The sequence below is a fragment of the Paenibacillus sp. J45TS6 genome (assembly GCF_018403285.1).
Lineage (GTDB): Bacteria > Bacillota > Bacilli > Paenibacillales > Paenibacillaceae > Paenibacillus.
In genome coordinates this window covers 194746-219266 of sequence record NZ_BOSJ01000006.1, presented here as the reverse complement: position 1 = coordinate 219266, position 24521 = coordinate 194746, and the positions used below count along the sequence as shown (strand labels likewise).

Here is a 24521-nt window from a genome sequence, read left to right as displayed (position 1 = left end):
CCCCTCTAGTCCTGCGAATAGGGGGTTTGCGTTATTTAGAAAATTTTATAAAAAAGTACGTTTTAAGACTTATGATCATAAAAAACATGTTCTGCATGAATGTCGCCATCGATCGTGATCACGCCATGTGAATATTGCTGTTGTCTTCGTTTGTCTGTCGGTGAACCTGGATTAAACAATATACAGTTACCATGCTGTTTTAATAAAGGGATATGAGAATGTCCAAAAATAATACAATCTACCTCTTCTCCACTGAATGCAGCTAGCGCATTCGCTTCGGTATTCCCTTTTCCAAGATGTCCATGTACGAGCCCAAAACGCTTTCCTCCTGCTTCTACAATCGTTTGCTCAGGTAGAATGCCCCTTAACATAATAAGGTCCGTATTCCCTGTCACCCCATGTACCTTACCCATAGATGAGAGTTCTTCATAGACTGACATGTCACTCCAGTCACCCGCATGAAAGATAAGGTCAGAATCTTGAATATCATGAAGCAGCGGAGCTGGCAGTGCCTTGGACATTCTTGGCATATGTGTATCGGATAGAACAGTTATTTTGATCATATTCGTGTCTCCTTCATTAAAAATGAATGGTTACTATGACTTACTTAGTCAAGATATGGATCTCTCGCTTCCGGCCGAGGCATTTTTCCTTTTAATTGACGAATGCTGTATTCGAGCTGCTTCACTACTTCTTCGAGTTGTTTACGATCAATCAGATTTGGATCTGCTTCCGGTTTTGGAGCATTTTTCATACTTCGAATCGTATACTGCTGCTCTTGCCATTTATCCATCAAATCCGAAATATGGGCATAGAAACGTTCATAATCCTTAATAACAAGGTCCAAAAATTCATCCACCTCATCTGGATCATAACCTCTGAGTTTATAATTAAATTGCTTTTCATGGATTGATAGAGCATCCAGTTGAATGCCGAGCTGTTTAAATAATTGTTTTTGCTTATCTAAACGACGCTTCATATGTTCATCCATCATAACGACCCCCATTACATCTTTCCTAAGGAAACCCCTTCCCTCTTCAGACAAAGGTTCCTTCTATTTTATATCATAATTTACGCGATTAAGAAAACGATTCCGTATAAAACCTGGCTTTATGCGCCATAAATTTACTTCTTATCCAAATATCATAGGTGAAATAGCCGACATTCATAGACTTGGTTGTAATTCCGTAAAACAGGGTAATTAGATGACACAATCGAAATCTTGAAGGGAGACGTTAATCATGACAGCAGCACTTACAAAAACAGAATTAAAAACATTACAAGAACGACTTCTTGAAGAGAAAGAATCCATTCAGAATCATTTTGATATTAACCGAGAGAGCTCTGAGGACGAACCCGACTCTCTTAGGGAATCTATAGGAGAATTATCTGCTGTTGATAATCATCCTGCCGACTTAGGTACAGAAACCTTTGAACGCGCACGTGATCTAGCTGTAGATGAGCACCAAAGCAATGAACTCGATCAAATTAATCATGCTCTTGATCAAATAGAAGCAGGCTCATACGGCAAATGTGAAATATGCGGTAAACCCATCCCCTTTGAAAGACTTGAAGCACTACCGTATACAACACTTTGTGTAGAGGATGCGGCCAAAGTGCAGGAAGGAGATCTTAACGATACACGGCCTGTAGAGGAACAAGTCATGACCCCTCCTCCACGGGGTGCAGGAGAAATCAGCCAGCGTAATGCCGGTAAATTTGATAATGCGAATGCATGGGAAACAGTAGAAGACTTCGGTAACTCCGATTCACCGGCTACTTCAACAAAAAGAGACGTTACAAATTATGATGATATGTAATCCTTGACCACCATGTGAGAAGAACCTTTCCATCTCTGGAAAGGTTCTTCTTCACTGTTATTAATGAGGATTACGGACAAAACTAGCAAAGAGATCATAGCTCGCCTTCTCTTTCTCTTTTTCTTTCCGTTTACTGAAATAAGGTTCACATAATCGAATTATTTCTTGCTGTAAGACTTTTGCTTCTTCCTCTGTCATATACAGCGTACGATTAAACAACTGTACAGAGGAAGCATCCTCGGATGTCCGCTCTACATAGTTGATTTTATGACGGTCAAATAACTCATTCAGGTGCTGAACATTTTCTCCCTTAACTACTTCTTGTATTTCTGCATTTTCTGTATGTTTCTGTCCGATCTCTATTTCTCCAGAAAAAACGGCATAATATTTTGCAATAATCCCGTTAATTTCTTTTGTATTTACCAAAGTTAACAGACCAATTTTCTCTAATTTCTTAACATGATAATGTACTTTAGCAGGAAGTTCTCCAAGTTCATCAGCAATTTCCTTCACCGTAGCCGGCTTACCAAACCGGCGAAATACATGTAAAATCCTCAAACGATAAGGATCCGAATAGATCTTAATCTCTTCCGTAGTAGACAAAACTTTTACATCCATGAATGATCCCACCTTTAATAAGGATTGATGACTATTATAGAGTGTACGGATGCACGGGTCAAAACTACCAAAAACGCCCCTTATGGATATACATCCTATCGGAGGCGTTTTCTATAGATATCTATCATTTTATGGAACAATACTAGAACAGAAGAGTGTTAAAAAACAGGGACCATTGCTGGCAAGGTGACTCGTTCCCTTTTACGAGCAGACGCTAGGCAGGCTTCAATGACCCTTATATTATGAACTGCATCTTCCGGTCCAAAAGGGAGCGGTTTGCCGTCAAGAACAGCATCTGCAAAGGCCTCTGCTTGAAGTACAAAAGAATTCGACACAGAAACTCGTTCTTCCCGAGTGACATGATCGGTATGAATAATAATCTGCGGAGGAATATCGCTGTTCTCCCAGCCGAATACTTTTGGAAGTTCAATTCTTCCTTTTGTCCCGAGTATTTCAAATTCTGCTCTCGCACAAGCCCACATCCCACAATCAAACGTCAGTGCGACTTTGTTCGGAAATTCAACAAGTCCCGATGCCATCATATCAACATCATCATGTTCTGGGGAGAATAAAGCGTGTACGGTAACTGCCTCTGGTTCTTCCTCAAGGAACATACGCGCTGCTGAAATAGGATAGACGCCAACATCGTAAAGAGAACCCCCGCCCATGTCGTTTTTAAAACGAACATTTTCTTTATCATCACAATTATTATAGGTGAAATTGGCATGAATGGCGCGAACCTCTCCAATTTCTCCACTCTCGATGATCTCTTTCACGCGTTGGTGTTTAGGATGATATCGATACATGAAAGCTTCTGCAAAAACGACATTTGCTGTCTTACACGCATCAATCATTTGAGTAACCTGTTCTTCGTTCAGTGCTGCAGGCTTCTCACATAATACGTGTTTACCCGCTTGCGCTGCTCGAATCGTCCACTCCATATGCAGATGATTCGGCACTGGAATATACACAGCATCAATCTCTTCATCTGCAAGCAGTGCATCATAGCTTCCATATGCTTTTGGAATATTTAATTCTGCCGCAATTTCTGCTGCCCGGCTCTCATCCCGGCTGGCAATAGCTACGACCTGACCCCGTTCCGATTGCTGTAAAGCAGGTATCACTGCATTTATGCCAATCTTCGCCGTACTTAAAATTCCCCATCTGATCAGCTCACTCATCGCTATTCTCCCTTTCTGTTACAGATGAACCGCTTTCCCGCGAGTCCTAAAAGTTATCTCGCTCTGCTTTATTAAGCATCCCAAGACACCTGTCCAAATCGACCTTTACCTGCTTTTTATATAAAGAGGCTTTTTCTTCTCCATCATCCGTAAAGTGATATAATACGATCTCTTGGAAATCGACGCGAGGGTCGTTTCCCTTTAATCGCTTGGTTCGATAAAACACACCTTCCTGAACCAATTCATGTAAGGCTCGATAAACTTCACTCTGAGGGGGAACATAACCAAACCCTTTGAATTCATCCTTCATGGCTTCCAGCATTTCATAGCCGTAACCTCTGTGCTGCTCGACCATGGTAATTAAATAAAGTTTAATAAATGCACGCTGGGATATCATAAAAGCCAACTGATGTCCTCCTCTCATTACAATCAAATAACCATCTTTGTTCCATTATAAACCTCTTTTTATGTCTTGACATCCTTCTATTTTTCCGTACATGCATTTTGTGACAGGAAATATAACATAGTGAATATGAGGCAATTTTATGAAGTTTTATATGAAGAGTAGCTGGGGAGCTGTTTTGAACTTCTTTTGTGAATTTTTCATATATTGAAAATATTGAATTATTTGTATTTTTATAGTAAGTATATTTAAATTTCTTTTTTAATCTCTCTATTTCTATATCATTTATTGTAAAATAAGGAAATCAAATAAAAGGAGTGGTTATTCTGACGACCCGCATTTATTTTTCTGCTCCGCGAATTACGAACGTTCAGCAGCATACCATTCAAGAGATGTTATCTCGCTGGGCACTCGGTACTTTACACTCCTACAAGCCGACAGAGCACGGAGTGATGAAGCAAACTCTATTTATTCATACCTCAACAGGAGATTATGTATTTAAGGGAAATCCTCTTTACCCAGGACAATGGAAAGAAGAACAGTTTATGATTCAGCAGCTTAAAATACATACCAAAGCTCCCGTTCCAGTGCCTTACATTATCGACTCAGCGGAGGACCTTTTCGGCTATTCGTATGTAATCATGCCTCTTCTGCCTGGGGTTCATTATCATGATCTGGATAAACTTGCTCTGTCTGAAGAAGAAGATCAAGTGATCCTATCTAAGCTTGCTGCTGCGCTTCTTGAACTTCACACCTGGAGAACAAAAGAAGCTGGTGAATATGATCCAGAAACCGAAGATCTACGCCCCTTCCATCAGGGTCTCTACTCCTTTTCTAAGGAGCAAATCTTATACTGGCTCGAAGACGCCAAAAAATACTCCCCTATTGAAGATGCAGATATGGACTGGGTTCACGAAAAAATAAGTGCAGCAGAGCCCTCCTTCTGTGATATAGAGATGTATTCGTTTGTTATGGGAGATTACAAGTCAGAAAATATCTTGATTCAGCAAAATGCCGGCGAATGGGAAGTGAGTGGTATTATTGATTTTACGACCGCTTATTTTGGTGATCCACTCGCAGACGTCGTTAAGTTCACCAATCAACTGCTATGGAAAGGGCAGCAAAAAAGAGCTGGTTTCTTTCTCTCTTCTTATCTTCAAAACGCGGGTCTTCCTAGTTCTCCTAATGATATCTCATCCCGTCTTTCTATCCATTTCTTATACAGTCTGGTTCTCAAATGGGGAGAAATTCATGCTACTGGACAGTATGACAACAAAAATCCAATGACCTTTCGGGAATTTGCTTCTCATCATCTAGATATCGTCACGTCAATATACTAAAAAATCCTGGGTACTCGTATATACGCGAGCACTCAGGATCTTTTCATAACTATTATGAATTTTTCATCATCTGTTATTTTTCCTTGTTGGGATATGAATGCCCACAGCCCACTTTCCAATCTTTAAATAAGCGATTAACCGTGTTGCACCAAGGGATAATAAAGAAGCGATCAACCAGGTAAATAGCATTTTCCACGGTACATTCCAGTTTGGATATAGGACGGCTTCTATCTTATATGTACCGATTAGCATCAGCGCATGCATAAGGTAAGCACCAAATGACAAATTTCCTATAGTAGCAAATAGGCGAGAACATTTTCCTTCAGGCAGTCTCATCGCTATGAAATAAACAACAAATAAGGAGATCACAAGATATAATGCCATGTCCGGTCTCAATAAAGAGACTCGATTAAATTGAATATGCAGTCCATCCGGGGTAAGAAATTGACGAGAAAGATCGTAGACATAGTAAGCCGTGAACAACATAAAGAGAGGAACCATTATCATTCTCGATTTCCATACAATAGACTGCCACCATTTCGGATATAATCCCGCAGCAGCGCCAAGCAAAAAGTAAAAGAAAAAATACAAGACATTTCGATCTGCATATATCGTGAGCCACGGAGTGATGAATGGGATATCAGCAACTTCGGCTATGACTCCAATCTTTCCACGATAAAACATGAGAATAAAATAAATAACACCCATCATCAGCAAAAAGGTAAGTAAGACCGTTTCCCTATATTTATTTCTTAGCAGCAATACACCTTGGCGGATGATCGGAAACAGTAAATAGAGCTGCATAATCATAATGATATACCACAAGTGATAACTGCTTTTTCCCGTCAGCAGCTTCGTGAGGATTCCCCCCAGATCCAATGAACTAAAACCAGCCAGTCCGGCTGTCTGCCACGCATAGAAAAGAATATAAATCAGGGACCATATCAAATAGGGAAGAAAGATATCGGTGATTCTTCGTTTTATAAAAGTACCGCTTGTAAATCGGTCTTCATAATTGTAGAAGAGCACCATGCCCGTAATAAAGAGAAAAGCAGGCACTGCAAATTTTGATAACATAAGAAGCACAGACATCATTACACCATCTGTATAGGTAACTCCAGGTACATATGCATAATGAGCGATAGAGTGCTGTAGAACTACGGCGAGGAAAGACATTCCCCGTAACGTTTCGATCGCTGTTATTCTTGGTTTACTTGACACATATCCTCCATGAATTCATACATTTATTATTTTATTTCGTTGTTAAGAATCAATCATACACGAAATCTAGCATTGACGATATAACAGATAAAACCTCCCTAGCCAGAAGGCTTGAGAGGTTCATATTACTGCTTTATGATGAGATTACTTATTTGTTATCGAATGGTGCGATCCATATTGGTTTTGATTGCTTCCTCTTCCACCCGGTCTCTTGCAACACGATCAGGACCTGGAAGATTATTTTCTTCCTCATAATCACGGTAACGATCTGCATTTAGCGACCGATTATCTCGGAAAATCCCGTGGATTTCACGATCTGTACCTTTTTGATCTACGAGTACGAGGATATGCCCTTCGTCTACATTTCTTTCATATTCCTCAGCTTCATCTTCTGGAATACCAAGACCCACTAATCCGCCAACTAACCCGCCTGCACCAGCACCCACTGCTGCACCGGTTAGAGTAGCTGCTATCGGCCCTGCTGCCAAAATCGGCCCAATTCCTGGAATCGCGAGGGCACCAATTCCTGCAAACAATCCAGCTAGACCACCAAGCACACCGCCCGTAGCTGCACCCGCTGCCACGCCTTCCGGAGCTTTCGTACCCGTCTCCGATTCGATTGCTCTCATATCGTCTTTACTTCGTGTAATCACCGAAATTTCACTGTTGTGATATCCTCGGTCTTGTAACTGTTCAATTGCCCGTGCAGCTTCTTGTTCGGTCTGAAATACCCCTACAACTTTTTTAGTTTTGTTAGCCATTATCATTTCCTCCTCATCAAAAAGTAATCTGTGCTTGTTAATTACCCTTCTTTACAAGGTCGAAACAATAAACGCCAAATATAAAGTGCTTCTTGTGGGGTTACCCAGGCTATTTTCCTTTCGGTTTAACACGGTTTGTCGCTACTGCCTGTAGTGGATCTTCCGGCCAGTAATGTTTAGGATAACGCCCTTTCAGATCCTTCTTCACCTCGTAATAACCTTCTCGCCAAAAACTGTTCAGATCCGAAGTAACTTGTACAGGTCTTTGCGCAGGGGATAGTAAATGAAGCGTTAGGGGAACACGCCCTTCTCCCAGTCGCGGGCTTTCTGTAAGTCCAAACATTTCCTGCAGTCTGACAGCAATATATGGAGCCCCTTGTCCATCATATCTGATAGGAATCTTAGAGCCGCTGGGTACGGTGTAATGGGTAGGAGCTTCCTTCTCAAGTGTCTGTCGTTCTTCCCAGGATAAGCTGTCTAAGAGTACGGATGTAATGGATATCTGCTGTAATCCAGCTGCGGAGCGCACCCCTGCCAAGTAAGGCGGGATATGATTAAGTAGGTATTCAAGCAGAGCGGAACCCGAAAGATCCGGCCAAGCAGGATTTACGCTATGCAAAAATTGCATCCGTTCCACTAACTGATGAGTGGTTTTATTCATAGAAAAGACAGACAATCCTTCTTCTCTTATTCCTGTTAATAATGCTTGTAAAATATCTTCTTCAGGCGGACTCGGATAAGCCATTTCTTTCAGGATAATCTCTCCACGTTTCTGCCATTTCAAGGATCGCACACTGCGTGTGTTTTTATCCCAGAACACTTTTTCTTGGGTTGAAATGAGTTCTTTTAAATAAGTGTAGATATCTGCAAGCGCAAGCGGAGCGCATGTTCGAATAAGTCCATCCGCTCCTTGGTCATCAGCTTCTGCAACAACGATATAAGGAGCAGTGAGACCGCTCATCGCAGAAGAGGCCCGCACACCCCGGCCGCTTGCAAGGAAATAGCGGCCATCTTCTCTTCTTTGCCCGATCCGTTCCGGATAGGCAAAGGCAAGCAGTAAGCCGCAGCTTTCCTGCGGAGGTAGAGACTCGCCTTCTGTCTGGAGTGTCTCTACCTCTCTGTACAGCTGGCGGCTCTCTTGGATGAGGCTGCGCAGCGAGGCCTCATCTTGGGAGGCTGCCGAGGCAAAGCCGGCAGCAGAGGTTGTCCGCAGATGTTCTAGCTGCGGACGAAGATCCCATCCCGCCCTCGGGACCAGCAGGCGGGATGATCCTTGCTGCAATAGCGCGCCCAGCAGACTGGCATCCCTGGCCAGTCCTAGCTTCGCAGCTTGCAGCAGCATGTGTCCAATGCGGGGATGTGTCCCCATCCCCGCTATTTGTTTGCCGCGGCTCGTTGCATGGCCGCGGTCATCCAGGCAGCCCAGCTGCTGCAGCAGCGCAGTTGCTGCCTCATAAGCGCCCGCAGGCGGCACATCAAGCCAGCGTAAATCGTCCGGGTTCTGCACGCCCCACACCGCAAGTTCAAGCGCTACAGGAGCAAGATCCGCAGTGAGAATCTCGGGTCGGTTCTTTTCTGGTTTGGCATCCTGCTCTGATGCACTCCATAAGCGGTAGCATATCCCCTCTGCTGTTCTTCCTGCCCGGCCCTTTCGCTGGTCCGCGGAAGCTTTGGAGATCGGAATCGTCACTAATCGGCTCATACCGGAACGTGAAGAAAAGACAGAATCTTTTCTTAAGCCGCTGTCTACTACCGCTCCAATCCCTTCAATGGTTAAACTGGATTCCGCGATAGTGGTAGCAAGAATCACTTTTCGCTCTCCTGTACCTGGAGTTAAGATTGCACGGTCCTGTTCTTGCTGCGATAAAGCACCATAAAGCGGATACACCTTTATATTTGGATCTAAATTCTGTCCTTCTAGCATTCTCATCACGCGGTGAATTTCTTTTGCCCCAGGTAGAAAAGCCAGGACATGCCCTTCTTGCTGACGTAAGGCAAGGGGAATAACCTGTGCCATATGCGCCTCCATATCCATATTATGAAGCTTTGGCATATACTTCGTTTCTACTGGAAAGGTTCTTCCCTTACAAGTAATCAGCGCAGCATCACCGAGCAGAGAAGTTACAGGTTCAGCTTCAAGCGTCGCGGACATGACTAGGATCCGTAAATCTTCCCTGAGTACAGATTGACACTCCAGTGCGAGTGCCAAAGCCAAGTCACCATGTAAATTGCGTTCATGGAACTCATCAAAAATAAGAAGCCCCACCTCTTCGAGTGCCTGATCATGTTGCAGCATTCGCGTTAAGATTCCTTCGGTTACCACTTCGATTCGAGTATCACTGCTTACCTTACTGTCCATCCGAACCCGATAGCCTACTGTTTTCCCAACAGGTTCACCTATACTTTTTGCCATTCTCATTGCGGCATTCCTAGCAGCCAGTCTTCGAGGTTCAAGCATGATTATCTTTTTGTGAATCATCCATTCTTCTTCTAATAAAGCTAGAGGAACGACGGTTGTTTTCCCAGCCCCGGGTTCAGCAACAAGAACAGCCGAAGTTTTTTGCATAAGCGTGCTTTTGATGTCGGGAATGACTTGATGAATCGGAAGGTTGTGATCTTGATTCCATATCGTTTTTCGCATTTTAAATCTCTTTTCTCCATGTCTCCATGATTGTTAATCTTCCAGCTTTGCACGAATCTTAGACTCATACATAGCTAAAGCAGGATTCTGATAAATCCCTCGCTGTTCCAGCAATAAACAAACGTGTAGCTTAGTGTAATGTATATAAAATAGCGAAAAAAACCGCCTCCCGCAAGGGAAACGGTTGAGCTATATGATTTTTGGACAAATAACATATCCCATTCTACGCGATATGCTGCATTAGCTGAGAAGAGACTCCGCTCCATCAATTACAATTTGTGCCCCTGTAATATGCTGCGCAGCATCGGAAGCTAAAAAAGCCACCAGTTCCGCAACTTGATCGGGTGTTCCCGGTCCATGAGAGAGCGGCTGTCTTCCATCAGGAAATTCCATCTTGATCGAAACTTCATTAAGCTCTTCCGATGTGTCTGTACTCTGATCAATATGCGTCGTAATCGCACCCGGGCATATCACATTCACCCGAATTTTAAATTTGGCGAGTTCAAGCGCAGCCATTTTGGCAAAAGCAACTTGACCTGCCTTTGAGGTACTATACGCTGACATTCCTATATTCGAAAATGTGTAATTCCCATTAATGGAGCTGGTAATGATAATACTTCCGCCATTTCTTTTTTTCATATGAGGCAGTACATATTTCACCGTAAAAAATGTGCCTCCTAAGTTTGTGTTGATGGTGTTATGCCAATCCTGAATATCAATGTCTTCAATAGGAGCGACAACACCATTAATACCGGCATTCGCAAACACAATATCAATTCCACCAAACGTATCGATCGTATCATTTACTGATTTCTCCACACGATTTGGATCAGATATATCTACATCATAAGAGACCACTTGACCCAACTTCATCTGTTCAATCGATTTTTTCGTTTCTTCCGTACGTTCATCGATCAGATCAAATAAAGCAATGTTAGCCCCTTCTTTCGCTAGCTTTAACGCCGCTGCTTTGCCGATACCAGAGCCTGCCCCCGTAACAATCGCTGTTTTCCCTGAAAAACGTAATCCATTTTCCGAAGATGATGACATATAAAATCACTCCTTTGAAGTCTCTGATCCAGAGATATATAGAAATTCTCTTAGACAGCCTACCCAAAGGAGTGAATTTTTAACAAATAGTTATGATTTCCAGTTCAATTCGATAAAAGCAGCGTCATCTTCAAGTCCACCTGTATGCGGAGCATCCATCAACACTTGAATTTCCTCATCGGGTAAATGAATTCCAATCGGATCAAGTTCTCCCATACCATCTGTGTATAAACGAAGTACGAAATCTTCGCCAAGTGGAAATGTCTCTTCATACACGTGAGGACTTCCTCCGATGGGTCCTTCTACTGTTGACCACCGCTCTGATGTCCTTCTCGTTTTGTCAAAAGAAAGATCCATCTCTTTCCCGCTGCGAAAAAGCCGAATTCTAGAGTCACCTTGCCAAGCAAGCTGCAAACGGCTTCCTTTTTTACCGGAGCCCAGCTTTATTTTTCCGCAGATATACATGGACTGACTTCCTAATTTTTTCTTCGTTTCAAGCACTTCCTGCAGCATCATAGGAATATTTGCATTCTGACTTCCTGCGTAGTTGCTAAGCTCCCTCGAAGCGGGAATGGTAAGACTCATCAGAAATTGATACAACAAGGAAGAAGACCAGTCTTTGGTTTCGTTCATCCATGCGCATAACGCTTCTCCAAGATACCTGGCAGCAAAATCTCCATGATAACTCATGGACACCCCATCACAGAGTACAAAAGTGCATACATCTCCCTGAATATGAACCGCTGCAAAATCCTGTCCTTTATCACCATAAGATGCTGACTCAAAGGACAAACCGTAACCATAACGACAGAACCATCGTCCTTTATACGTGGATAACGGCTGGTTCGTATGTTGTGAACTTACATAATGGAAAGATTCCTCAGAGAAGAGCGGCTTCCCACGGTCTGGTACCGACGTTCGCAAAGACTTCAAACCGTTCTCCTCCTTACCTTACCGGTGTAGCTGCAGACATTTGGAATCCAATCGAGACCAGTTCTGCGCATGAGCCAGGCAGCATCATTAACGAACCAGGGGATAATAAGTAGTCCGCTTCCATCAACATTTCCCGATAACTTTCCGGAAGAACGGATGACATGTTGCGCAACTTCTCCCCATGTTCATCCTTCAACTCGGTATCTCTTAGAATACCGCCCCATCTTCTTGGCTCTGTAACAGGCACATCTAGAAGATGATCGGAAATAAATATATTTTCAATTAAAACATTTCCATCTGGCACACTCATATCCATAATTCGTTTTGCAATAGGCTCAGGATCATCCCCTGTTGCAACCCCATCTGTCATATGGCAGATAAGCGGTGCAGGACAATCTTGCATATGAGGCAGCTCGCTTTGCAATATTTTCTCCGCTTGTAGAAAAGCTTTGGCTGAATCTGAAAACCGCATCGGCGTCAGGTCTGGGAGTGAGCCAATGGCTGCAATCTCGTCAATTCCTTTCACGCCGCCAAGTAAATCATATACATCATCACTGTAAGCCAGGATGGCAATTCGATATCTTGGAGTCAGTCTATTCCCTTTCGTAGAGCGAAAAACCATTTGGCGTATGGCGAGTGATAAAGCATCATACACAATGTCCATCCGTCTACGATTATCCATCATCATATTCATGGAAGCACTAATATCAATTAAATAAATGATTAGTGCGGGCGTACGCTGTGAGGCTTGTATTGTATAATTCATTTTTGTTCCTTCACCTCTAAATAATTTAGAAATAATAAAATGAGGATGGATCAAATATTGGGTAAACGATAACTTCGATTACTGATAAATTTCTTGATATGTTTTACCCGTTGAGATATTTTTCCGACTCCGTTATAGTAACTGGCATCTTTCTCATAGCGCTCCATAAAATCTCTGGCATACGTTCTCGCATTTTCGATTTTTTTGCCTTTCTGAGCATTGTAAGCCAGATTATAAGAAGCGATGAGCTGCACTACATTTTGGGCACGCTTTTTCTTCAAGGCTGCTGCTTCTTCTGCTTTTTTCTGAGCAGCTTTTTTTTCAGCCGCTTTTTTCTCTGCTGCCTTTTGAGCTGCTAATTTTGCAGCCGCTTCCTTTTGTTTTTGTTCTTCCGCTTGTTTCTGTTGAAGCGCTTGTTTATCTGCCAAATATTTTTCATACTTAACTTGTTTATCGTATTTTGCTTGTAATTCCGCCTTTTTTGCAGCTTCTTTCTTGGCTTCTACCTTAGCAAGATAAGCTTCATATTTTGCTTGCTTATCGTACTTCGCTTGTAATGCCGCTTTCTCCTGTGCTGCTTTTTTAGCAGCTTCTTCATCTGCTTTCTTTTGAGCAAGTGCCGCAGCCTCTTGTTTCTTCTTCTCTTCCGCAAGCTTGGCAGCTTCGGCAGCCTGCTGGGCTTCCTCTTGTTTCTTTATCTGCTCAGCCTCTTGCAAAGCAAGGGCATGTTTTGTCTCTGCACGTTCCGCGAGGGTGTGCACCCCTGGAATAGCGATCGCTGAGACTATCACGACAATTGCTGCCGCAATCGTTAACTTTTTATTGCGCAGCCAGAATGGAGAAACTTTTATAGTATCGCCTTCATCTTTTTTGAGATGATCGGCTTCAAGCTGCTGGATCGCAGCACGAATCTCAACGGATAACGCGCTGCCAGATTCTGTTTTGGAAAGAGCAGAACGATAAGCATCTATAGCAGGTATAACCTCTCCGCTTTTCTCTAAGTCTCTTGCTTTTTGAATCTCATATTGTATTTCTTCGGATGTCCAAACTTTACTAGTCAGTTTCTCATTCTGAGCACTAGATTCTGCTGAAAGCTTAGGCGGAATAGTCAACTCTTGCTGATCTATCGTATGAATGGCTGGTTCAGCTTCCAAAGGTTTAGTGTAGTCTGTGTAGTCTGTATTTCCTGTTAATCCTTCATCAACTGTATCCGCATAAACTTCTCCCTTCTCTTCTTCGGGCTGAAGTTCAACATTGGAAAGGGCAATTAACCATTCTCCAAAAGTAGGACAGCTGCTTAAATCTTGACTATTCCATGCTCTGCTGAATAATTCCGAAATTTTGTGACCATATCTTGTTTCTAAAAAGTGCATAAGTTTCATGTATCTCTCACAGCCCGTTTGAAGTTCGCGCTGATCAAAATAACTTTCACCATATGTTAGATCCACGATATCTTTATCACAGTAACCAAGCATTTCAGCAAGAATTACGGCTCCAGCAAAACGATCTGCATAACTGCTCCATAAACCGCTGTTTACGATACGATGGGCAGCATATCCAGCTGAACCTGCTAATAAAGCATCGGGTCTGTCCATTTTTGGACTATAAATCTGTTCCACATCAACGAGTTCCACAGCTGCAGAGCCTTCAGGCTGTTCATCTTCGGAAAAAAACGGAATAAGTACATTGGGGGCTGATAGATCACAGTGTGCAATCCCTCTTTGCTCCATAGCAGATCCGATCCCGGCAAAAGAGGCCGCAAGTGTCAGACTTTCACTTGGAGTCAAACGTTTTTTGTCACATATGATATCGAACCAGGTAATCCCGCCGATCCATGGCATAAGCACTGAGTATAGTAGATCCCCATGCTCACTAATTAATTTTCCGTTTCTTTCAGGAGTGAGCACGTCACGATTGCAGACCTGCAAGCCTGACACTTCGCTATACTTTTCCATCTGTTCAGATTGATAGACCATAGCGGGGACACGGAACTTAGGGAAAAACACTTTTAAGGCTTTAGATTCATATTCGTTACCGCCGGCAGGAATCAACTTATATACGGTACCTTGCCTTCCCGTCTGTGCATATGCTATGCCAGGGGCAGCCGGATGTTGTCCCACCTGGTAAGTAACTCCATTAATATGGAGCTGATCCCCCGGATTGGGTTGAAAAGACATGAACATCCCTCTCTTTTCGTTGTCGATGCAAGAAAACCGGAAGTTATGTTAACTCCCGGTTTCCAGGTTGATAAAGCTATTATCAAATATAATGAATCCATTTCATAACTCATGTAAGTATAATTAGAATCTTGCGATAATTGATTAGCGAGATTGGTCAACGGAACGGAATTTCTGAGCAATCGCGGTAAGTTCTGTACTGATGCTATTCAAGGTTTGAACAAAGCTTTGCATTTGTTTGCTTGCTTCCTGGAACTCAGTGAAGAAGCGTTGTTTTGTCATCCCTTCCCATTGACCTTCCATACCATTAATGGATTGAGTCAAACTAGAAACGATCTGTTGACTTTGCTCACCGCTTTGTTTAAATTGATTCGCTACTTGATCCACTTGCTCCGGGGAAATGAGAATGCGACCTGACATAGAATGATATTCCTCCTTATTATTCTTCAAAATTTAGTTAATTCCTGAAAAAATTGTACCAAAATGACTTTAGACCTGTCTAAAGTCATTGGTCCTAATTGTAAATAAACCCAATTTAGTAAGAATGAAACTTCCGCAAACAAAGAGTTGGTAAAGGTTTTTCTTACTTATTAGCTCGGCTTCTAATTCTATATTTACACAAATGGGAAGCTAATCGCAGCTAATAAAAGTTTGGTAGATTCGATTAACCCACCTTTTCTCCTATAGCTGGGTCCTTAAAAATCCAACCTCTTGGATTTGTTTCAGAAGCTTGGAGGAGCACGCCGATCCCATTTCCATCATCAGAACTACCCGATTGATGAATTGCCATTAAAGCTGATTTCGGATTAGATACCGCAAAAGATGTCAGCTCGTTATTTCTTAAAGAAGTAATCTGTTGAGATTGCAGCATGCGCATTGGTGAGACGTTAGAATAATCAATATAAGATAAAACGGTATGATAATCTTCGTCTGCACGAGTAAAATCTTCTGCCTTCCGCGACAACTCGGAGCTAAATCTCTCAAGTTCTGTTTCGATAAATGAAGCCAGCTGCTTTGATCTCATCCATTCATAAACGATGCCTTCATGTACAGCTGTATCTCCCTCGATAGTACTGAGAGCTCTCTCCAAAACAACAATAGTTTGCTGAATTTGCTCCGCCGCGAGCTTCAATTGACTGCTAAGCGTTCGAAGCACATTCGGTTCCACACGAATGCGCATAATGCATCACCTTTCTTCTTGATCTAGAGGCTGATTCAGCCAATCGAAAAGCATTTCCTTAAACTGCTCTTTCGTTGCCGGAGAAGCAATGAGCCAATCCCCTTTTCCCATCGTACTCATGCGTAACAACCAATTAACGGAAGTACCGGATATAAACGCAGCAGATTGAGATTCCCACTCCTGTCCGTTCCAGACAAGCAGCTGAAATTCCCCTTCTGTCTGCTTTTCTATAATCGTTTCAGCAAGTGCGTGAGCTCCTTGCCTGTCATGACAATCTTCTGCAAGAGCTTGACTCAAAGAGTCCAATTCCTGGTATTGCTTTATATTCTCATAAAACTTTTTCTTTGAAAACATTAATGCAGGAATATTTTCACTTATTTTCTCTTGACTCCATTTTATTTTATCGACAACAGCTTCACATGCCTGTTCTACGTTACCAAGATCGGATAATTGGTAGGTTACCTGCTCTTCATGTGCCCTGGTCACTTCCACTACGCGCTCATTTGTGCAATGCAGGTACCCTTCATAACTACTACCTTTATCTTCATATTGAAAACGGAATGCTCTCGAGGATAATCCTGCAATGGCAACTCTTGAGAACACGGTCGGTGTCATCGTGATCTCACTGGATCCTTCATCTTGAATCAAGTAACCTTTTTGCAACAATGCCTCTTTTGCTTTATTCCATTCCTTAGCAATATCATCTGTTAAATAGCCAAGAAAAGGATCTTCAATGCCAAGCAATCGGTCAGACCCTAAGATTCCGGCCAGAAAAAACAGTTCTGTTTGTTCCAATGTTACGACCTTCTGTTTGGAATGATGAACCGTCAACATTATGAGCCACCTCCCTTCAAACTACAACATGCCATCGGTCACGAATTTTTTTAATCCATTCAGCACATTCTTTGGTGTTATTCCATGGCAGAGCAGCTTTAATCCTAGAAAACCTTCGCTTGACATAGTACCCTTGGCCCGGCGGAAGGACTTTTAGACCATTCGATGCCGCACTCGATTCGGAATAAGGTATACGGAAGGAGGATAAATCATTAGGGTCAAGCGTACCAAATAATAATCCACTCTGCGATGCTTTCACATCCGTTACCCAATCCGCTCCAAAGGTCGGAAAGTCAGAAGCCACACCTGCCAGTACGACATGTACACCTCTGTCTCTTCCCTGTCTTACAATCACACCAAGCTGATCTTTCATTGTAAAATCATTCATCTGTTTTGCTAAAGTATCCGCATCATCAATGAACAAGACGATCTCAGGTCCACAAGTATCAGAAGATAGTTTCATCACTCTCTCATATACCTCTTGAATGAGAGGAGCAAGTTCCTCTTCCCTTGCCGCGTGTTTATAAACATGCGGCAGATCCTTTAGTTGACCTAGTCCGTGCTCTCCATACCTTGTATCAATTGTATACATATTTAACTGTTCAGGCGAATGATGATAGGCAAGAGATAACATCCAAGTCATTAAAAAGCTGGATTTACCGCCTTCCATGGGACTTGCCACCATAAAGTGCGGTCCTTCTCTAAGGCTGATATGAAACAAGGAAAGATCGTCTGTCATAAGTCCCACAGGGACTTTATAAATAGCCGTTTCCTCTTGCAGTCTATCTTCTTCAGTAAGAAGCTCCGAGAGCGTTACTACCTCAGGCAGCGGTTCAATTTGTGGAACCTCCGGCCCCAAATACTGATTATTGATTTTTTGAATACGCAATTTAAGCTGTTCTGCCCGCTCTGATTCCTCTCTTCCTCTAACAGGAAGAGCTACTTGAAATTCTAACGGCGGGGTTTGTCCTTTAACTAGTGCTCTGCCTGGCGGATAACCAACCGGCACCCGTGAAGGTCTTCCCACTGCATAGTAATAATCACTTGGATCTGCCATTTCAAAAGAAATCGCATTCGAAATATTGCTTCTTACTTTTTCAAAAATGTCTGTGATCCGATTCGCAGTAATTACAAATGTAATACCTAGGCTTGCTCCTTCTCTTAGCAGAATCTCAAGTTGTTCATTCTCATCAGGATAAGAGTTGCGGAAAGATAAATATCCATCGATAACAACAAGAACTTGCGGGATTCTTTGCCCCGTTCCTCTACGGAAAGCAGAGATGGTTTTGACACCAGCATCTGCGATCATCTCTCTTCTTTGCATAAATACTTTGGACAAGTAACGGAATAAACGTTTAATCCGATCATCATCCTCTGCAGTCATTACACCGCCGATCTGAGGTAAGTTTTTGAACTCTCTCATCATGCGGCCCATGTCAATGACATATCCGTGCCATGGACTGTCGTTATCTTCGGCAAGTGACATCAGGAGAGTTTGAACAAATGTTGTTTTCCCGAGGCCCGGCATACCGTAAATTGCATAATGTCCAGAATGAAGTGAAATTCGCAGCGGTACCTGTTTTTGATTTGGCAGATCATCCAGTAACCCTACAACCGGCTCCCATGACATTCCTTCGTGTGCCTGATCCAAGGTCATAGATCCTTGAGATGTAATCTCTTGAAGTTCGATCAGTTCAGGCAAAGGGGGAAGCCAAGGCCCCTGTAACCTTTTAATTCCCTGCTTTTCAGCAATTTCTGCAATGTAATCTATAAATACCTGGAGCTGTTTAGAAGAACCCTCTGATTTCATCATCGTTACACGTTCTCCCGTCAGCAAAGGTTCCCTTTTGCCATTTAGCCTTACTTCCATCAGCGGAAGGGACGAAGCACTGTCTTCCTCACTGGATGTGTAAGGTGCTCCGCTCCAAGCAAACTGCATTTCCTCAAATACTTCATCACTACCGACCTGAAAATAGCCGCGTCCGGGCTTTGTAATCCAGGCTGCATTCGGTATTTTTATCATATCCCGGCTATCGCCTTCACTTTGTACTCGCAGACAAATGCGGAACCTTGAGTTACTCCATATTTTATCATCGACGACACCTGCTGGTTTCTGAGTAGCTAGGATTAGATGGACGCCCAAGGTTCTGCCGATCGCAGCAATACTGATTAGTTCATCCATAAATTCAGGCTGTTCTCTCTTCAGCTGAGCAAATTCATCAATAATAATGACGAGATGCGGCAGGGGCTCTGCATGGTGTGAGTCAAGCCATTTATAATACTCATCAATATGTTGTAAATTCCCTGCGCCACTCAGAAGCTTTTGTCTTCTAACAAGCTCTGCTCGCAGTGAAATTTTAGCTCTTTCCATTAATGATTGATCAAGATTCGTAATTGTACCTACCACATGAGGCAAGTTATTGAATGTGTTAGACATTCCTCCGCCTTTATAGTCAATTAGCATAAATGCCAGATCATGCGGATGGAACTCAGAAGCAAGCGAAGCTACAATCGATTGAATAACCTCACTCTTCCCTGAACCTGTTGTTCCTGCGATAAGTCCATGAGGACCATGGCCTTGTCTCTCTATTTTATCATGTAAATTAATATATACGCGTTTTCCGCCTGCGCGCACTCCCATAGGAACAGGCAGAGTATTCGGATGACGATTTCCAGCCCATCTGGATTCCACATTTAGCTGCTCGACTCTCGAAACTTCCAGCATATCAAAAAGTGGAAGCAGCGGCGGAATATCAGAGGCCGATGAACGTTTTAATCGAAGCGGCGCTAAGTGCCTTGCACTAATCTCTGCTTCTTCTCTAGTCATTCGATCAGGAACAAATGATCCATGAATGACGTCTGCCTGCTCCGTTTTTTTGGAATAACTTCCTTCTTTTTTTCTTGCTTCAACCACAAGCTGACAATGCATAGGCAGATATTCTTTACGTGAGGCAAGAATGATAGTACATGTAGTGACCGCCTCAGCATCTTCTAGAATGAGGGGAAGTAAAGGTTCCTCTTCAATGATGTCTCTTTCTGACAACAACACCACGTAGCAAGGAAGATCCGGACTTTTCTTTCCTCTTTCTTTTCGAGTCATTTTACGGCGATGAAGTAACGTATATAGATGGTCGGCTAACTGGTGCACTCCGCTGTGCCTGTCAGCCATATACCTCTGATCACGTTCATCATCCCAAAAATGAGGAAACCAGCGCATCCATTCCCATTCATCTGCCTCTTTGTCTTCATAAAAAGCAGCAAGCTTCATTTCATCAGGAGAGTGTCTTGTGGTCAGCTGCGTAACAATTACCCGAAGCATAGACAAGACATCTTCTCGATCGCCGACAATTCCTACCACTTTTGATTCATAGATAGGAAGAACAATGGATGCGTCTTTTACCATACGAAAATCCTCTGCCAGTTCATGTGCTGCCTCAATCAGCGGTTCTTTCTCATATCCGTCTTGTCTAGGCGGTACTACAGAAATACGAAACGGAACCTCTCCGGTTCCTGCACGTACTTGTAAGAAATCATCATCTTCTGGAGACCGTTCCCATAGGGAACTGTGCTTGTTCTTTACGATTTGACTGCAAACTTCAGGGTCACCATGAATTTCATGCATTATCTGTACCTGAAGCTCGGCTTCCCGTGTAAGCTCATCCCGATGTTTCTGAAGTTCAGATCTATACATCTGATCTCGCTCTTCAATCTTTCGCTTATAGTCCTTCTTATTACCTAAATATACGAAAAATGGAATCGTATAGGTCATCAGCATCATCGACATCATAACCATCTGAATTGTCATATAACTGCTGTTACTGAGTTTCCCTGACTTACTTAAATAGAAATACAAACTAACCGTAACGGCGGTCATTACGATCGGTATAATAATAGAAATGAGAGAAAAGGTCGGTTTATTCGGTTCAACCGGAGGACGTAAAATCTCCACGGTTTCTTTTTTGAGCACTTCTTTCATACGGGGGGAACGCTGGTACATAATATTCATCAAAGTTCCTCCTCTTGGCTATGTATGAGATCCTGTTTGAAATAAAAGACGTTTGCCAATAACGGGTGCCTCTTTATCTGTTGTAGAGAACGTTTTTTGTAATCGAACATAACTTCCTTCTCGAAGCCCGGTTTCAGACAGCAGCTTCGTATCCGGCAACACAAACCAATGGGAACCTGGAAATTTAGCTTCTACTATATATTGAACATGATCTTGTGGAGGCTCATTAAAAATTCGAACAGCCAGCACTGATTTCACATATTGAATGGTGCTTTCATCCGGAACTTCTAAGTCAAGCCACTCTGTCCCCTGTCTGCCTTGTACCACTGTGAGAATCATTCCATTCACACCCTTTTTGACTATGTCCATCGTCCTAAATCATATTTCACCTGTATTTACGACTAAGCTCATCCTATAATCTATCATATTTTCTTACAGAAGATACTTAATTGCAATGTTATGATTTCATTTTTAAAGCTAAATACCTAGTTTCAACACGGGAATCTATTACTATTGACTTACTTATTTCCAATTTTTATTTTTAAAAAGAACATTTATCGACATGTTTTTTAAATGTTCTACAATGGAAATCATTAGTTGCTCACAACCAAATTGTGAACACTTTGCAAACATTGGTGTTCTTTATGTTTACATAAGCTTATTTTAAGGTAATTTTAAGCAACGGAATATAGTATTAGCAATATGAAATAACTCTAGTAATCTAGTTGAGGTGATTTCAATGAGAACATTAATCTTTTTTCAAGACAAAAAAATCCCGGTTTACTTTAACACAGAAAACAAACAACCTGTTCAAAAGACATTAAAACTTCTTAGCAGTGCTTTAGAAACAAAGATTAACCACGGTAAACGTGCATTACAGAAATGTTTAAATACGCTGATTAGTATCGAGATTATTGGTAGTGAGGCTATTTTGCACAGCATCAGTGAGAATGACACACTCGCACTATCCCTTTATTAAGGGGTGGTGCTTTTCTCTGTAGAGAGTTGCCCAAAGAAAAGAGGACCTCTCCGATTAGAAGTCCTCAGGCAGCACCTTTTCATTAACATACATAATGATATGCAAATACTGATTTACGCCGACTCATCAGCTCCTCCATTTGTTCTGCCATCTCAATTCGAATCATAAACAGCTCTAAAAGATGCTCTTTCGTATGTTCTTCTTCGCAGCTATTTAATTTCCTTATTATAAAACGGTCTATGGAGTTGGACATACGTGACAGCCTCCTTCTTCATTTGGTATATCCCAAGTGACTGCAAGATACGTGATGTTCCAGTACATCAGAATTACCCATATATTTACATAGTTGAAACAATTACTCTACGTTTTGCTTTATTTTTATTTCTGTGTTGTTAAACGATCCAGATGATCCCATCCAAAAGCAATTTCCCCGAGTTTTACACTGCCGATCTCTATCTCTTCGCGGCCTGTAAGGACTCCTCCAAGTTTTTCATAGAAAGACCGATAGCGATTGTCCTCTAGAGCCCACAAATAGGTGGATTTATACCCTTGATCTGTTAGAAAACTTGTGATTGAAGACATGAGTAGTTCTCCGATGCCCTGTCTTTGATATTCTTCGAGCAAATAGATAGCATAGATTTCACTATCAAAAGGCATACTTTCCAGTCGATTGAGTCCTCCACTCACAAAGCCTACAATCTGACCAGCCTCGTTTTCAGCAACAAATATTTTACTCCCTTCGTTTCCTCCATCTAGCTGCTTTTCCCATAGTAAAGTGCGTTTTGCAACAGATAAGTTATCTAGATACGAATCTGGAACGATTCCTTTATACGTTGTTCTCCAACTGTTCACATGAACTTCAGCAATTTGAACAGCATCTGATTGTATAGCTGAGCGGATTCTCATCTTCTTCTTTCCTTCCTGATCTTAATGGGTATTTATGTAACCAAAACGAATTAATGTACGAATTTCTCCGCGATTTTCAAGAAATCTTGCTTACTGAGCTTACTTTTCTTCGTGTCATGTATATGATAATAAGCCCCTGACGTTTCATCGATCCATTTGATCACTTGATGGGGGTTGTCTCCTTCGTACTTCAAGTAAAGAATCTCTTTTCCATTGACTATGCCTTTTTCGGCAGTCATTCCTGCTTCTTGCTGCACCTCTTGTTTAATCCCATCCATAAAAGAAGTCAGGACCGTCACATAATCCTCTTTATTTTTCCCCCTCCTCTCAAACTCTACTATTTTCACTCTTATAAAGTTAGAATACAAGCCAGCAAATAAAGGACAATTAAAAAAGGGAAAGTGAACCAAGACCTTTGCTCAGGGCATTCAATTACTTTAGATTCTAAAAGTAGCTTCATTGCCAATAACAAATAAAAGGCAGCTATTTACTAGCCTGCCTCCCCTCTTTCTTCTACGACTCGCTGTTTACCCCAGGGAAACAGCGACGTCCTTAACCCCTCCCTCACGTGGAGAGGAAGCTTTGCGCTGCTTCATCCTACAACGTGACTCTAGGGAACAAGATCATTCCGAGATCATTGCGACTTTTGGCTTTGGCTGGACCCTTACTTCTTCGAGTCTACTTACGTCCAGACAAAACAAGCGGAGCATGAGCACGGAAGGAACGTTTCCCGTCACACTACAGTTACGCTGAGCACGATATCCCCGTTTTCCTACGCTTCCCGACAACGTGACTCCAGGGAATAAGATCATTCCGAGATCATTGCGACTTTTGGCTTTGGCTGGACCGTTACTTCTTCGAGTCTACTTACGTCCAGACAAAACAAGTGGAGCATGAGCACGGAAGGACCGTTTCCCGACACTACTACAGTAACGCTGAGCACGGAAGGAACGTCTCCCAACACATATAAAACCACAATTCTCTGCACTACTTTTAAAAGGGAATATATGTATAAAAAGAGTTGCATGAGGATATATAATTGAATATAATGCAACTACCGTATATATACAATATTTAGAAAGGCGGATACATATTTCGCTTTCCAGCAAACATTGAGGAGGAAAGGAATAATGAAACATGTCTCTATTAAAGGCGTTATTTTTGTCGTATTAGTCGTTCTTTTAAAGGCGTTTCAGGATGCGATACCAAAAATTAACGATCCAACAACGAATATAATCGTATTTTTATTATTTGTAATATTCATTAGTGTATATGGATTATCTAAAGTTAGAAAAAGCAGTTCTGTAAAAACAAAGAAGAGGGATTAACATGCAAATAATTCTTGCTAATAGTTCGAAAGAGCCGATTTATGAACAAATCATGAATCAAATTAAATCGTCTATTTTATCAGGTGATTTAAAGGATGGGGCTGCGTTACCTTCGATGCGCCAACTCGCAAAGGATTTACACATTAGTGTGATCACAACAAAACGCGCCTACGAGGAATTGGAAAAGGCAGGCTTTATATATTCCATTGTCGGCAAAGGTTCTTTTGTCGCTGAACAAAATTTAGAAGTTATTCGAGAACGCAAGCTTACGGCGATCGAGGATCAGCTGAGTGCAGTCATCATGAATAGTAAAGAAATTGGACTATCTCTAGATGAATTACAACAATTATTGAAGATTTTATATGAGGAGTGAAATG

At 42.1% G+C, this 24521-nt stretch carries 27 protein-coding genes; 5 read left to right on the top strand and 22 right to left on the bottom strand.

Going from position 1 to position 24521, the window contains the following annotated elements; genetic code table 11:
* Positions 1-62 precede the first annotated feature (62 nt).
* Positions 63-560: a metallophosphoesterase family protein gene (locus tag KJS58_RS11655; RefSeq protein WP_213532733.1), complete on the bottom strand. Its 498-nt coding sequence runs from the start codon at positions 558-560 to the stop codon at positions 63-65.
* 47 nt (positions 561-607) lie between these two features.
* Entirely contained in the window at positions 608-991 is a 384-nt protein-coding gene (locus tag KJS58_RS11650; protein WP_213532670.1) for a DivIVA domain-containing protein, read from the bottom strand.
* A 250-nt stretch (positions 992-1241) separates the two neighbouring features.
* Here KJS58_RS11650 and KJS58_RS11645 point away from each other — a divergent pair, with 250 nt between their 5' ends.
* Positions 1242-1820, top strand: coding sequence for a TraR/DksA C4-type zinc finger protein (locus tag KJS58_RS11645; RefSeq protein ID WP_213532669.1), 579 nt, complete (start codon positions 1242-1244; stop codon positions 1818-1820).
* Positions 1821-1880: 60 nt separating this feature from the next.
* Here KJS58_RS11645 and KJS58_RS11640 read toward each other — a convergent pair whose 3' ends face one another.
* From KJS58_RS11640 to KJS58_RS11630, 3 genes are all read right to left on the bottom strand, one after another.
* The gene (locus KJS58_RS11640; protein ID WP_213532668.1) at positions 1881-2438 is read right to left on the bottom strand and encodes an ArsR/SmtB family transcription factor; all 558 of its coding nucleotides are present in this window, start codon (positions 2436-2438) and stop codon (positions 1881-1883) included.
* Positions 2439-2596: 158 nt separating this feature from the next.
* The gene (locus KJS58_RS11635; protein WP_213532667.1) at positions 2597-3619 is read right to left on the bottom strand and encodes a Gfo/Idh/MocA family protein; all 1023 of its coding nucleotides are present in this window, start codon (positions 3617-3619) and stop codon (positions 2597-2599) included.
* A gap of 46 nt (positions 3620-3665) precedes the next feature.
* The gene (locus tag KJS58_RS11630) at positions 3666-4025 is read right to left on the bottom strand and encodes a replication termination protein (RefSeq protein WP_213532666.1); all 360 of its coding nucleotides are present in this window, start codon (positions 4023-4025) and stop codon (positions 3666-3668) included.
* 314 nt (positions 4026-4339) lie between these two features.
* On the opposite strand from KJS58_RS11630, the gene KJS58_RS11625 reads away from it, so the two are divergent.
* Entirely contained in the window at positions 4340-5362 is a 1023-nt protein-coding gene (locus KJS58_RS11625; RefSeq protein ID WP_213532665.1) for a phosphotransferase family protein, read from the top strand.
* Between the two features lie 66 nt (positions 5363-5428).
* On the opposite strand, the gene KJS58_RS11620 is transcribed toward KJS58_RS11625, so the two are convergent.
* From KJS58_RS11620 to KJS58_RS11565, 12 genes are all read right to left on the bottom strand, one after another.
* The gene (locus tag KJS58_RS11620; protein ID WP_213532664.1) at positions 5429-6583 is read right to left on the bottom strand and encodes an acyltransferase; all 1155 of its coding nucleotides are present in this window, start codon (positions 6581-6583) and stop codon (positions 5429-5431) included.
* Positions 6584-6738: 155 nt separating this feature from the next.
* Positions 6739-7344: a general stress protein gene (locus KJS58_RS11615; RefSeq protein ID WP_213532663.1), complete on the bottom strand. Its 606-nt coding sequence runs from the start codon at positions 7342-7344 to the stop codon at positions 6739-6741.
* Between the two features lie 109 nt (positions 7345-7453).
* Positions 7454-9985 carry an ATP-dependent helicase HrpB gene (gene hrpB / locus KJS58_RS11610; RefSeq protein WP_213532662.1) on the bottom strand — a complete coding sequence of 844 codons (2532 nt, stop codon included), beginning with the start codon at positions 9983-9985 and terminating at the stop codon, positions 7454-7456.
* A gap of 240 nt (positions 9986-10225) precedes the next feature.
* Entirely contained in the window at positions 10226-11035 is an 810-nt protein-coding gene (locus KJS58_RS11605) for an SDR family oxidoreductase (protein WP_213532661.1), read from the bottom strand.
* Positions 11036-11125: 90 nt separating this feature from the next.
* Complete coding sequence (locus KJS58_RS11600; protein WP_213532660.1) at positions 11126-11968, bottom strand: hypothetical protein; 843 nt, start codon at positions 11966-11968, stop codon at positions 11126-11128.
* Positions 11969-11981: 13 nt separating this feature from the next.
* On the bottom strand, positions 11982-12734 hold the full coding sequence (locus KJS58_RS11595) for a vWA domain-containing protein (protein ID WP_213532659.1): 753 nt from the start codon (positions 12732-12734) through the stop codon (positions 11982-11984).
* A gap of 50 nt (positions 12735-12784) precedes the next feature.
* Positions 12785-14911, bottom strand: a complete 2127-nt coding sequence (locus tag KJS58_RS11590; protein ID WP_213532658.1) for a serine/threonine-protein kinase — start codon at positions 14909-14911, stop codon at positions 12785-12787.
* A 144-nt stretch (positions 14912-15055) separates the two neighbouring features.
* Positions 15056-15331 (bottom strand): WXG100 family type VII secretion target, encoded by a 276-nt coding sequence (locus KJS58_RS11585; protein WP_191798528.1) that lies wholly within the window; start codon positions 15329-15331, stop codon positions 15056-15058.
* Between the two features lie 244 nt (positions 15332-15575).
* The gene (locus tag KJS58_RS11580; protein WP_213532657.1) at positions 15576-16091 is read right to left on the bottom strand and encodes a WXG100 family type VII secretion target; all 516 of its coding nucleotides are present in this window, start codon (positions 16089-16091) and stop codon (positions 15576-15578) included.
* 6 nt (positions 16092-16097) lie between these two features.
* A complete protein-coding gene (locus tag KJS58_RS11575; RefSeq protein WP_213532656.1) occupies positions 16098-16925 on the bottom strand; it encodes a hypothetical protein in 828 nt (275 codons plus the stop codon).
* 16 nt (positions 16926-16941) lie between these two features.
* Positions 16942-20931 (bottom strand): type VII secretion protein EssC, encoded by a 3990-nt coding sequence (essC, locus tag KJS58_RS11570; protein WP_213532655.1) that lies wholly within the window; start codon positions 20929-20931, stop codon positions 16942-16944.
* Positions 20932-20949: 18 nt separating this feature from the next.
* Positions 20950-21300 carry a hypothetical protein gene (locus tag KJS58_RS11565; RefSeq protein WP_374705804.1) on the bottom strand — a complete coding sequence of 117 codons (351 nt, stop codon included), beginning with the start codon at positions 21298-21300 and terminating at the stop codon, positions 20950-20952.
* A gap of 370 nt (positions 21301-21670) precedes the next feature.
* Between KJS58_RS11565 and KJS58_RS11560 the strand changes: the two genes are divergently transcribed.
* Positions 21671-21910, top strand: a complete 240-nt coding sequence (locus KJS58_RS11560; RefSeq protein ID WP_191798524.1) for a hypothetical protein — start codon at positions 21671-21673, stop codon at positions 21908-21910.
* 82 nt (positions 21911-21992) lie between these two features.
* Here the strand turns inward: KJS58_RS11560 and KJS58_RS11555 are convergent, their stop codons facing one another.
* The 5 genes from KJS58_RS11555 to KJS58_RS11535 form a co-directional block, all read right to left on the bottom strand.
* Positions 21993-22163 (bottom strand): hypothetical protein, encoded by a 171-nt coding sequence (locus KJS58_RS11555; RefSeq protein ID WP_213532654.1) that lies wholly within the window; start codon positions 22161-22163, stop codon positions 21993-21995.
* Between the two features lie 125 nt (positions 22164-22288).
* Complete coding sequence (locus KJS58_RS11550; protein ID WP_213532653.1) at positions 22289-22816, bottom strand: GNAT family N-acetyltransferase; 528 nt, start codon at positions 22814-22816, stop codon at positions 22289-22291.
* A 50-nt stretch (positions 22817-22866) separates the two neighbouring features.
* Positions 22867-23115, bottom strand: coding sequence for a DUF4367 domain-containing protein (locus tag KJS58_RS11545; protein WP_213532652.1), 249 nt, complete (start codon positions 23113-23115; stop codon positions 22867-22869).
* Between the two features lie 324 nt (positions 23116-23439).
* The gene (locus KJS58_RS11540) at positions 23440-23628 is read right to left on the bottom strand and encodes a hypothetical protein (protein ID WP_213532651.1); all 189 of its coding nucleotides are present in this window, start codon (positions 23626-23628) and stop codon (positions 23440-23442) included.
* Entirely contained in the window at positions 23625-23804 is a 180-nt protein-coding gene (locus tag KJS58_RS11535) for a hypothetical protein (RefSeq protein ID WP_213532650.1), read from the bottom strand. The genes KJS58_RS11540 and KJS58_RS11535 overlap by 4 nt, the downstream gene beginning before the upstream one ends.
* A 142-nt stretch (positions 23805-23946) precedes the next feature.
* Here KJS58_RS11535 and KJS58_RS11530 point away from each other — a divergent pair, with 142 nt between their 5' ends.
* On the top strand, positions 23947-24144 hold the full coding sequence (locus tag KJS58_RS11530) for a hypothetical protein (RefSeq protein WP_213532649.1): 198 nt from the start codon (positions 23947-23949) through the stop codon (positions 24142-24144).
* 1 nt (position 24145) lies between these two features.
* The gene (locus tag KJS58_RS11525) at positions 24146-24517 is read left to right on the top strand and encodes a GntR family transcriptional regulator (RefSeq protein ID WP_213532648.1); all 372 of its coding nucleotides are present in this window, start codon (positions 24146-24148) and stop codon (positions 24515-24517) included.
* The last annotated feature ends 4 nt before the right edge of the window (positions 24518-24521 follow it).

What these genes read in the sequence shown, in the direction of transcription:
- KJS58_RS11650 (WP_213532670.1), bottom strand. Translation starts at nt 991, where the DNA reads ATGGATGAACATATGAAGCGTCGTTTAGATAAGCAAAAACAATTATTT.
- KJS58_RS11645 (WP_213532669.1), top strand. Translation starts at nt 1,242, where the DNA reads ATGACAGCAGCACTTACAAAAACAGAATTAAAAACATTACAAGAACGA.
- KJS58_RS11640 (WP_213532668.1), bottom strand. Translation starts at nt 2,438, where the DNA reads ATGGATGTAAAAGTTTTGTCTACTACGGAAGAGATTAAGATCTATTCG.
- KJS58_RS11635 (WP_213532667.1), bottom strand. Translation starts at nt 3,619, where the DNA reads ATGAGTGAGCTGATCAGATGGGGAATTTTAAGTACGGCGAAGATTGGC.
- KJS58_RS11615 (WP_213532663.1), bottom strand. Translation starts at nt 7,344, where the DNA reads ATGGCTAACAAAACTAAAAAAGTTGTAGGGGTATTTCAGACCGAACAA.
- hrpB (WP_213532662.1), bottom strand. Translation starts at nt 9,985, where the DNA reads ATGCGAAAAACGATATGGAATCAAGATCACAACCTTCCGATTCATCAA.
- KJS58_RS11605 (WP_213532661.1), bottom strand. Translation starts at nt 11,035, where the DNA reads ATGTCATCATCTTCGGAAAATGGATTACGTTTTTCAGGGAAAACAGCG.
- KJS58_RS11595 (WP_213532659.1), bottom strand. Translation starts at nt 12,734, where the DNA reads ATGAATTATACAATACAAGCCTCACAGCGTACGCCCGCACTAATCATT.
- KJS58_RS11590 (WP_213532658.1), bottom strand. Translation starts at nt 14,911, where the DNA reads ATGTCTTTTCAACCCAATCCGGGGGATCAGCTCCATATTAATGGAGTT.
- KJS58_RS11585 (WP_191798528.1), bottom strand. Translation starts at nt 15,331, where the DNA reads ATGTCAGGTCGCATTCTCATTTCCCCGGAGCAAGTGGATCAAGTAGCG.
- KJS58_RS11580 (WP_213532657.1), bottom strand. Translation starts at nt 16,091, where the DNA reads ATGCGCATTCGTGTGGAACCGAATGTGCTTCGAACGCTTAGCAGTCAA.
- KJS58_RS11575 (WP_213532656.1), bottom strand. Translation starts at nt 16,925, where the DNA reads ATGTTGACGGTTCATCATTCCAAACAGAAGGTCGTAACATTGGAACAA.
- essC (WP_213532655.1), bottom strand. Translation starts at nt 20,931, where the DNA reads ATGAATATTATGTACCAGCGTTCCCCCCGTATGAAAGAAGTGCTCAAA.
- KJS58_RS11565 (WP_374705804.1), bottom strand. Translation starts at nt 21,300, where the DNA reads ATGGACATAGTCAAAAAGGGTGTGAATGGAATGATTCTCACAGTGGTA.
- KJS58_RS11560 (WP_191798524.1), top strand. Translation starts at nt 21,671, where the DNA reads ATGAGAACATTAATCTTTTTTCAAGACAAAAAAATCCCGGTTTACTTT.
- KJS58_RS11555 (WP_213532654.1), bottom strand. Translation starts at nt 22,163, where the DNA reads ATGTCCAACTCCATAGACCGTTTTATAATAAGGAAATTAAATAGCTGC.
- KJS58_RS11550 (WP_213532653.1), bottom strand. Translation starts at nt 22,816, where the DNA reads ATGAGAATCCGCTCAGCTATACAATCAGATGCTGTTCAAATTGCTGAA.
- KJS58_RS11540 (WP_213532651.1), bottom strand. Translation starts at nt 23,628, where the DNA reads ATGATCTTATTCCCTGGAGTCACGTTGTCGGGAAGCGTAGGAAAACGG.
- KJS58_RS11530 (WP_213532649.1), top strand. Translation starts at nt 23,947, where the DNA reads ATGAAACATGTCTCTATTAAAGGCGTTATTTTTGTCGTATTAGTCGTT.
- KJS58_RS11525 (WP_213532648.1), top strand. Translation starts at nt 24,146, where the DNA reads ATGCAAATAATTCTTGCTAATAGTTCGAAAGAGCCGATTTATGAACAA.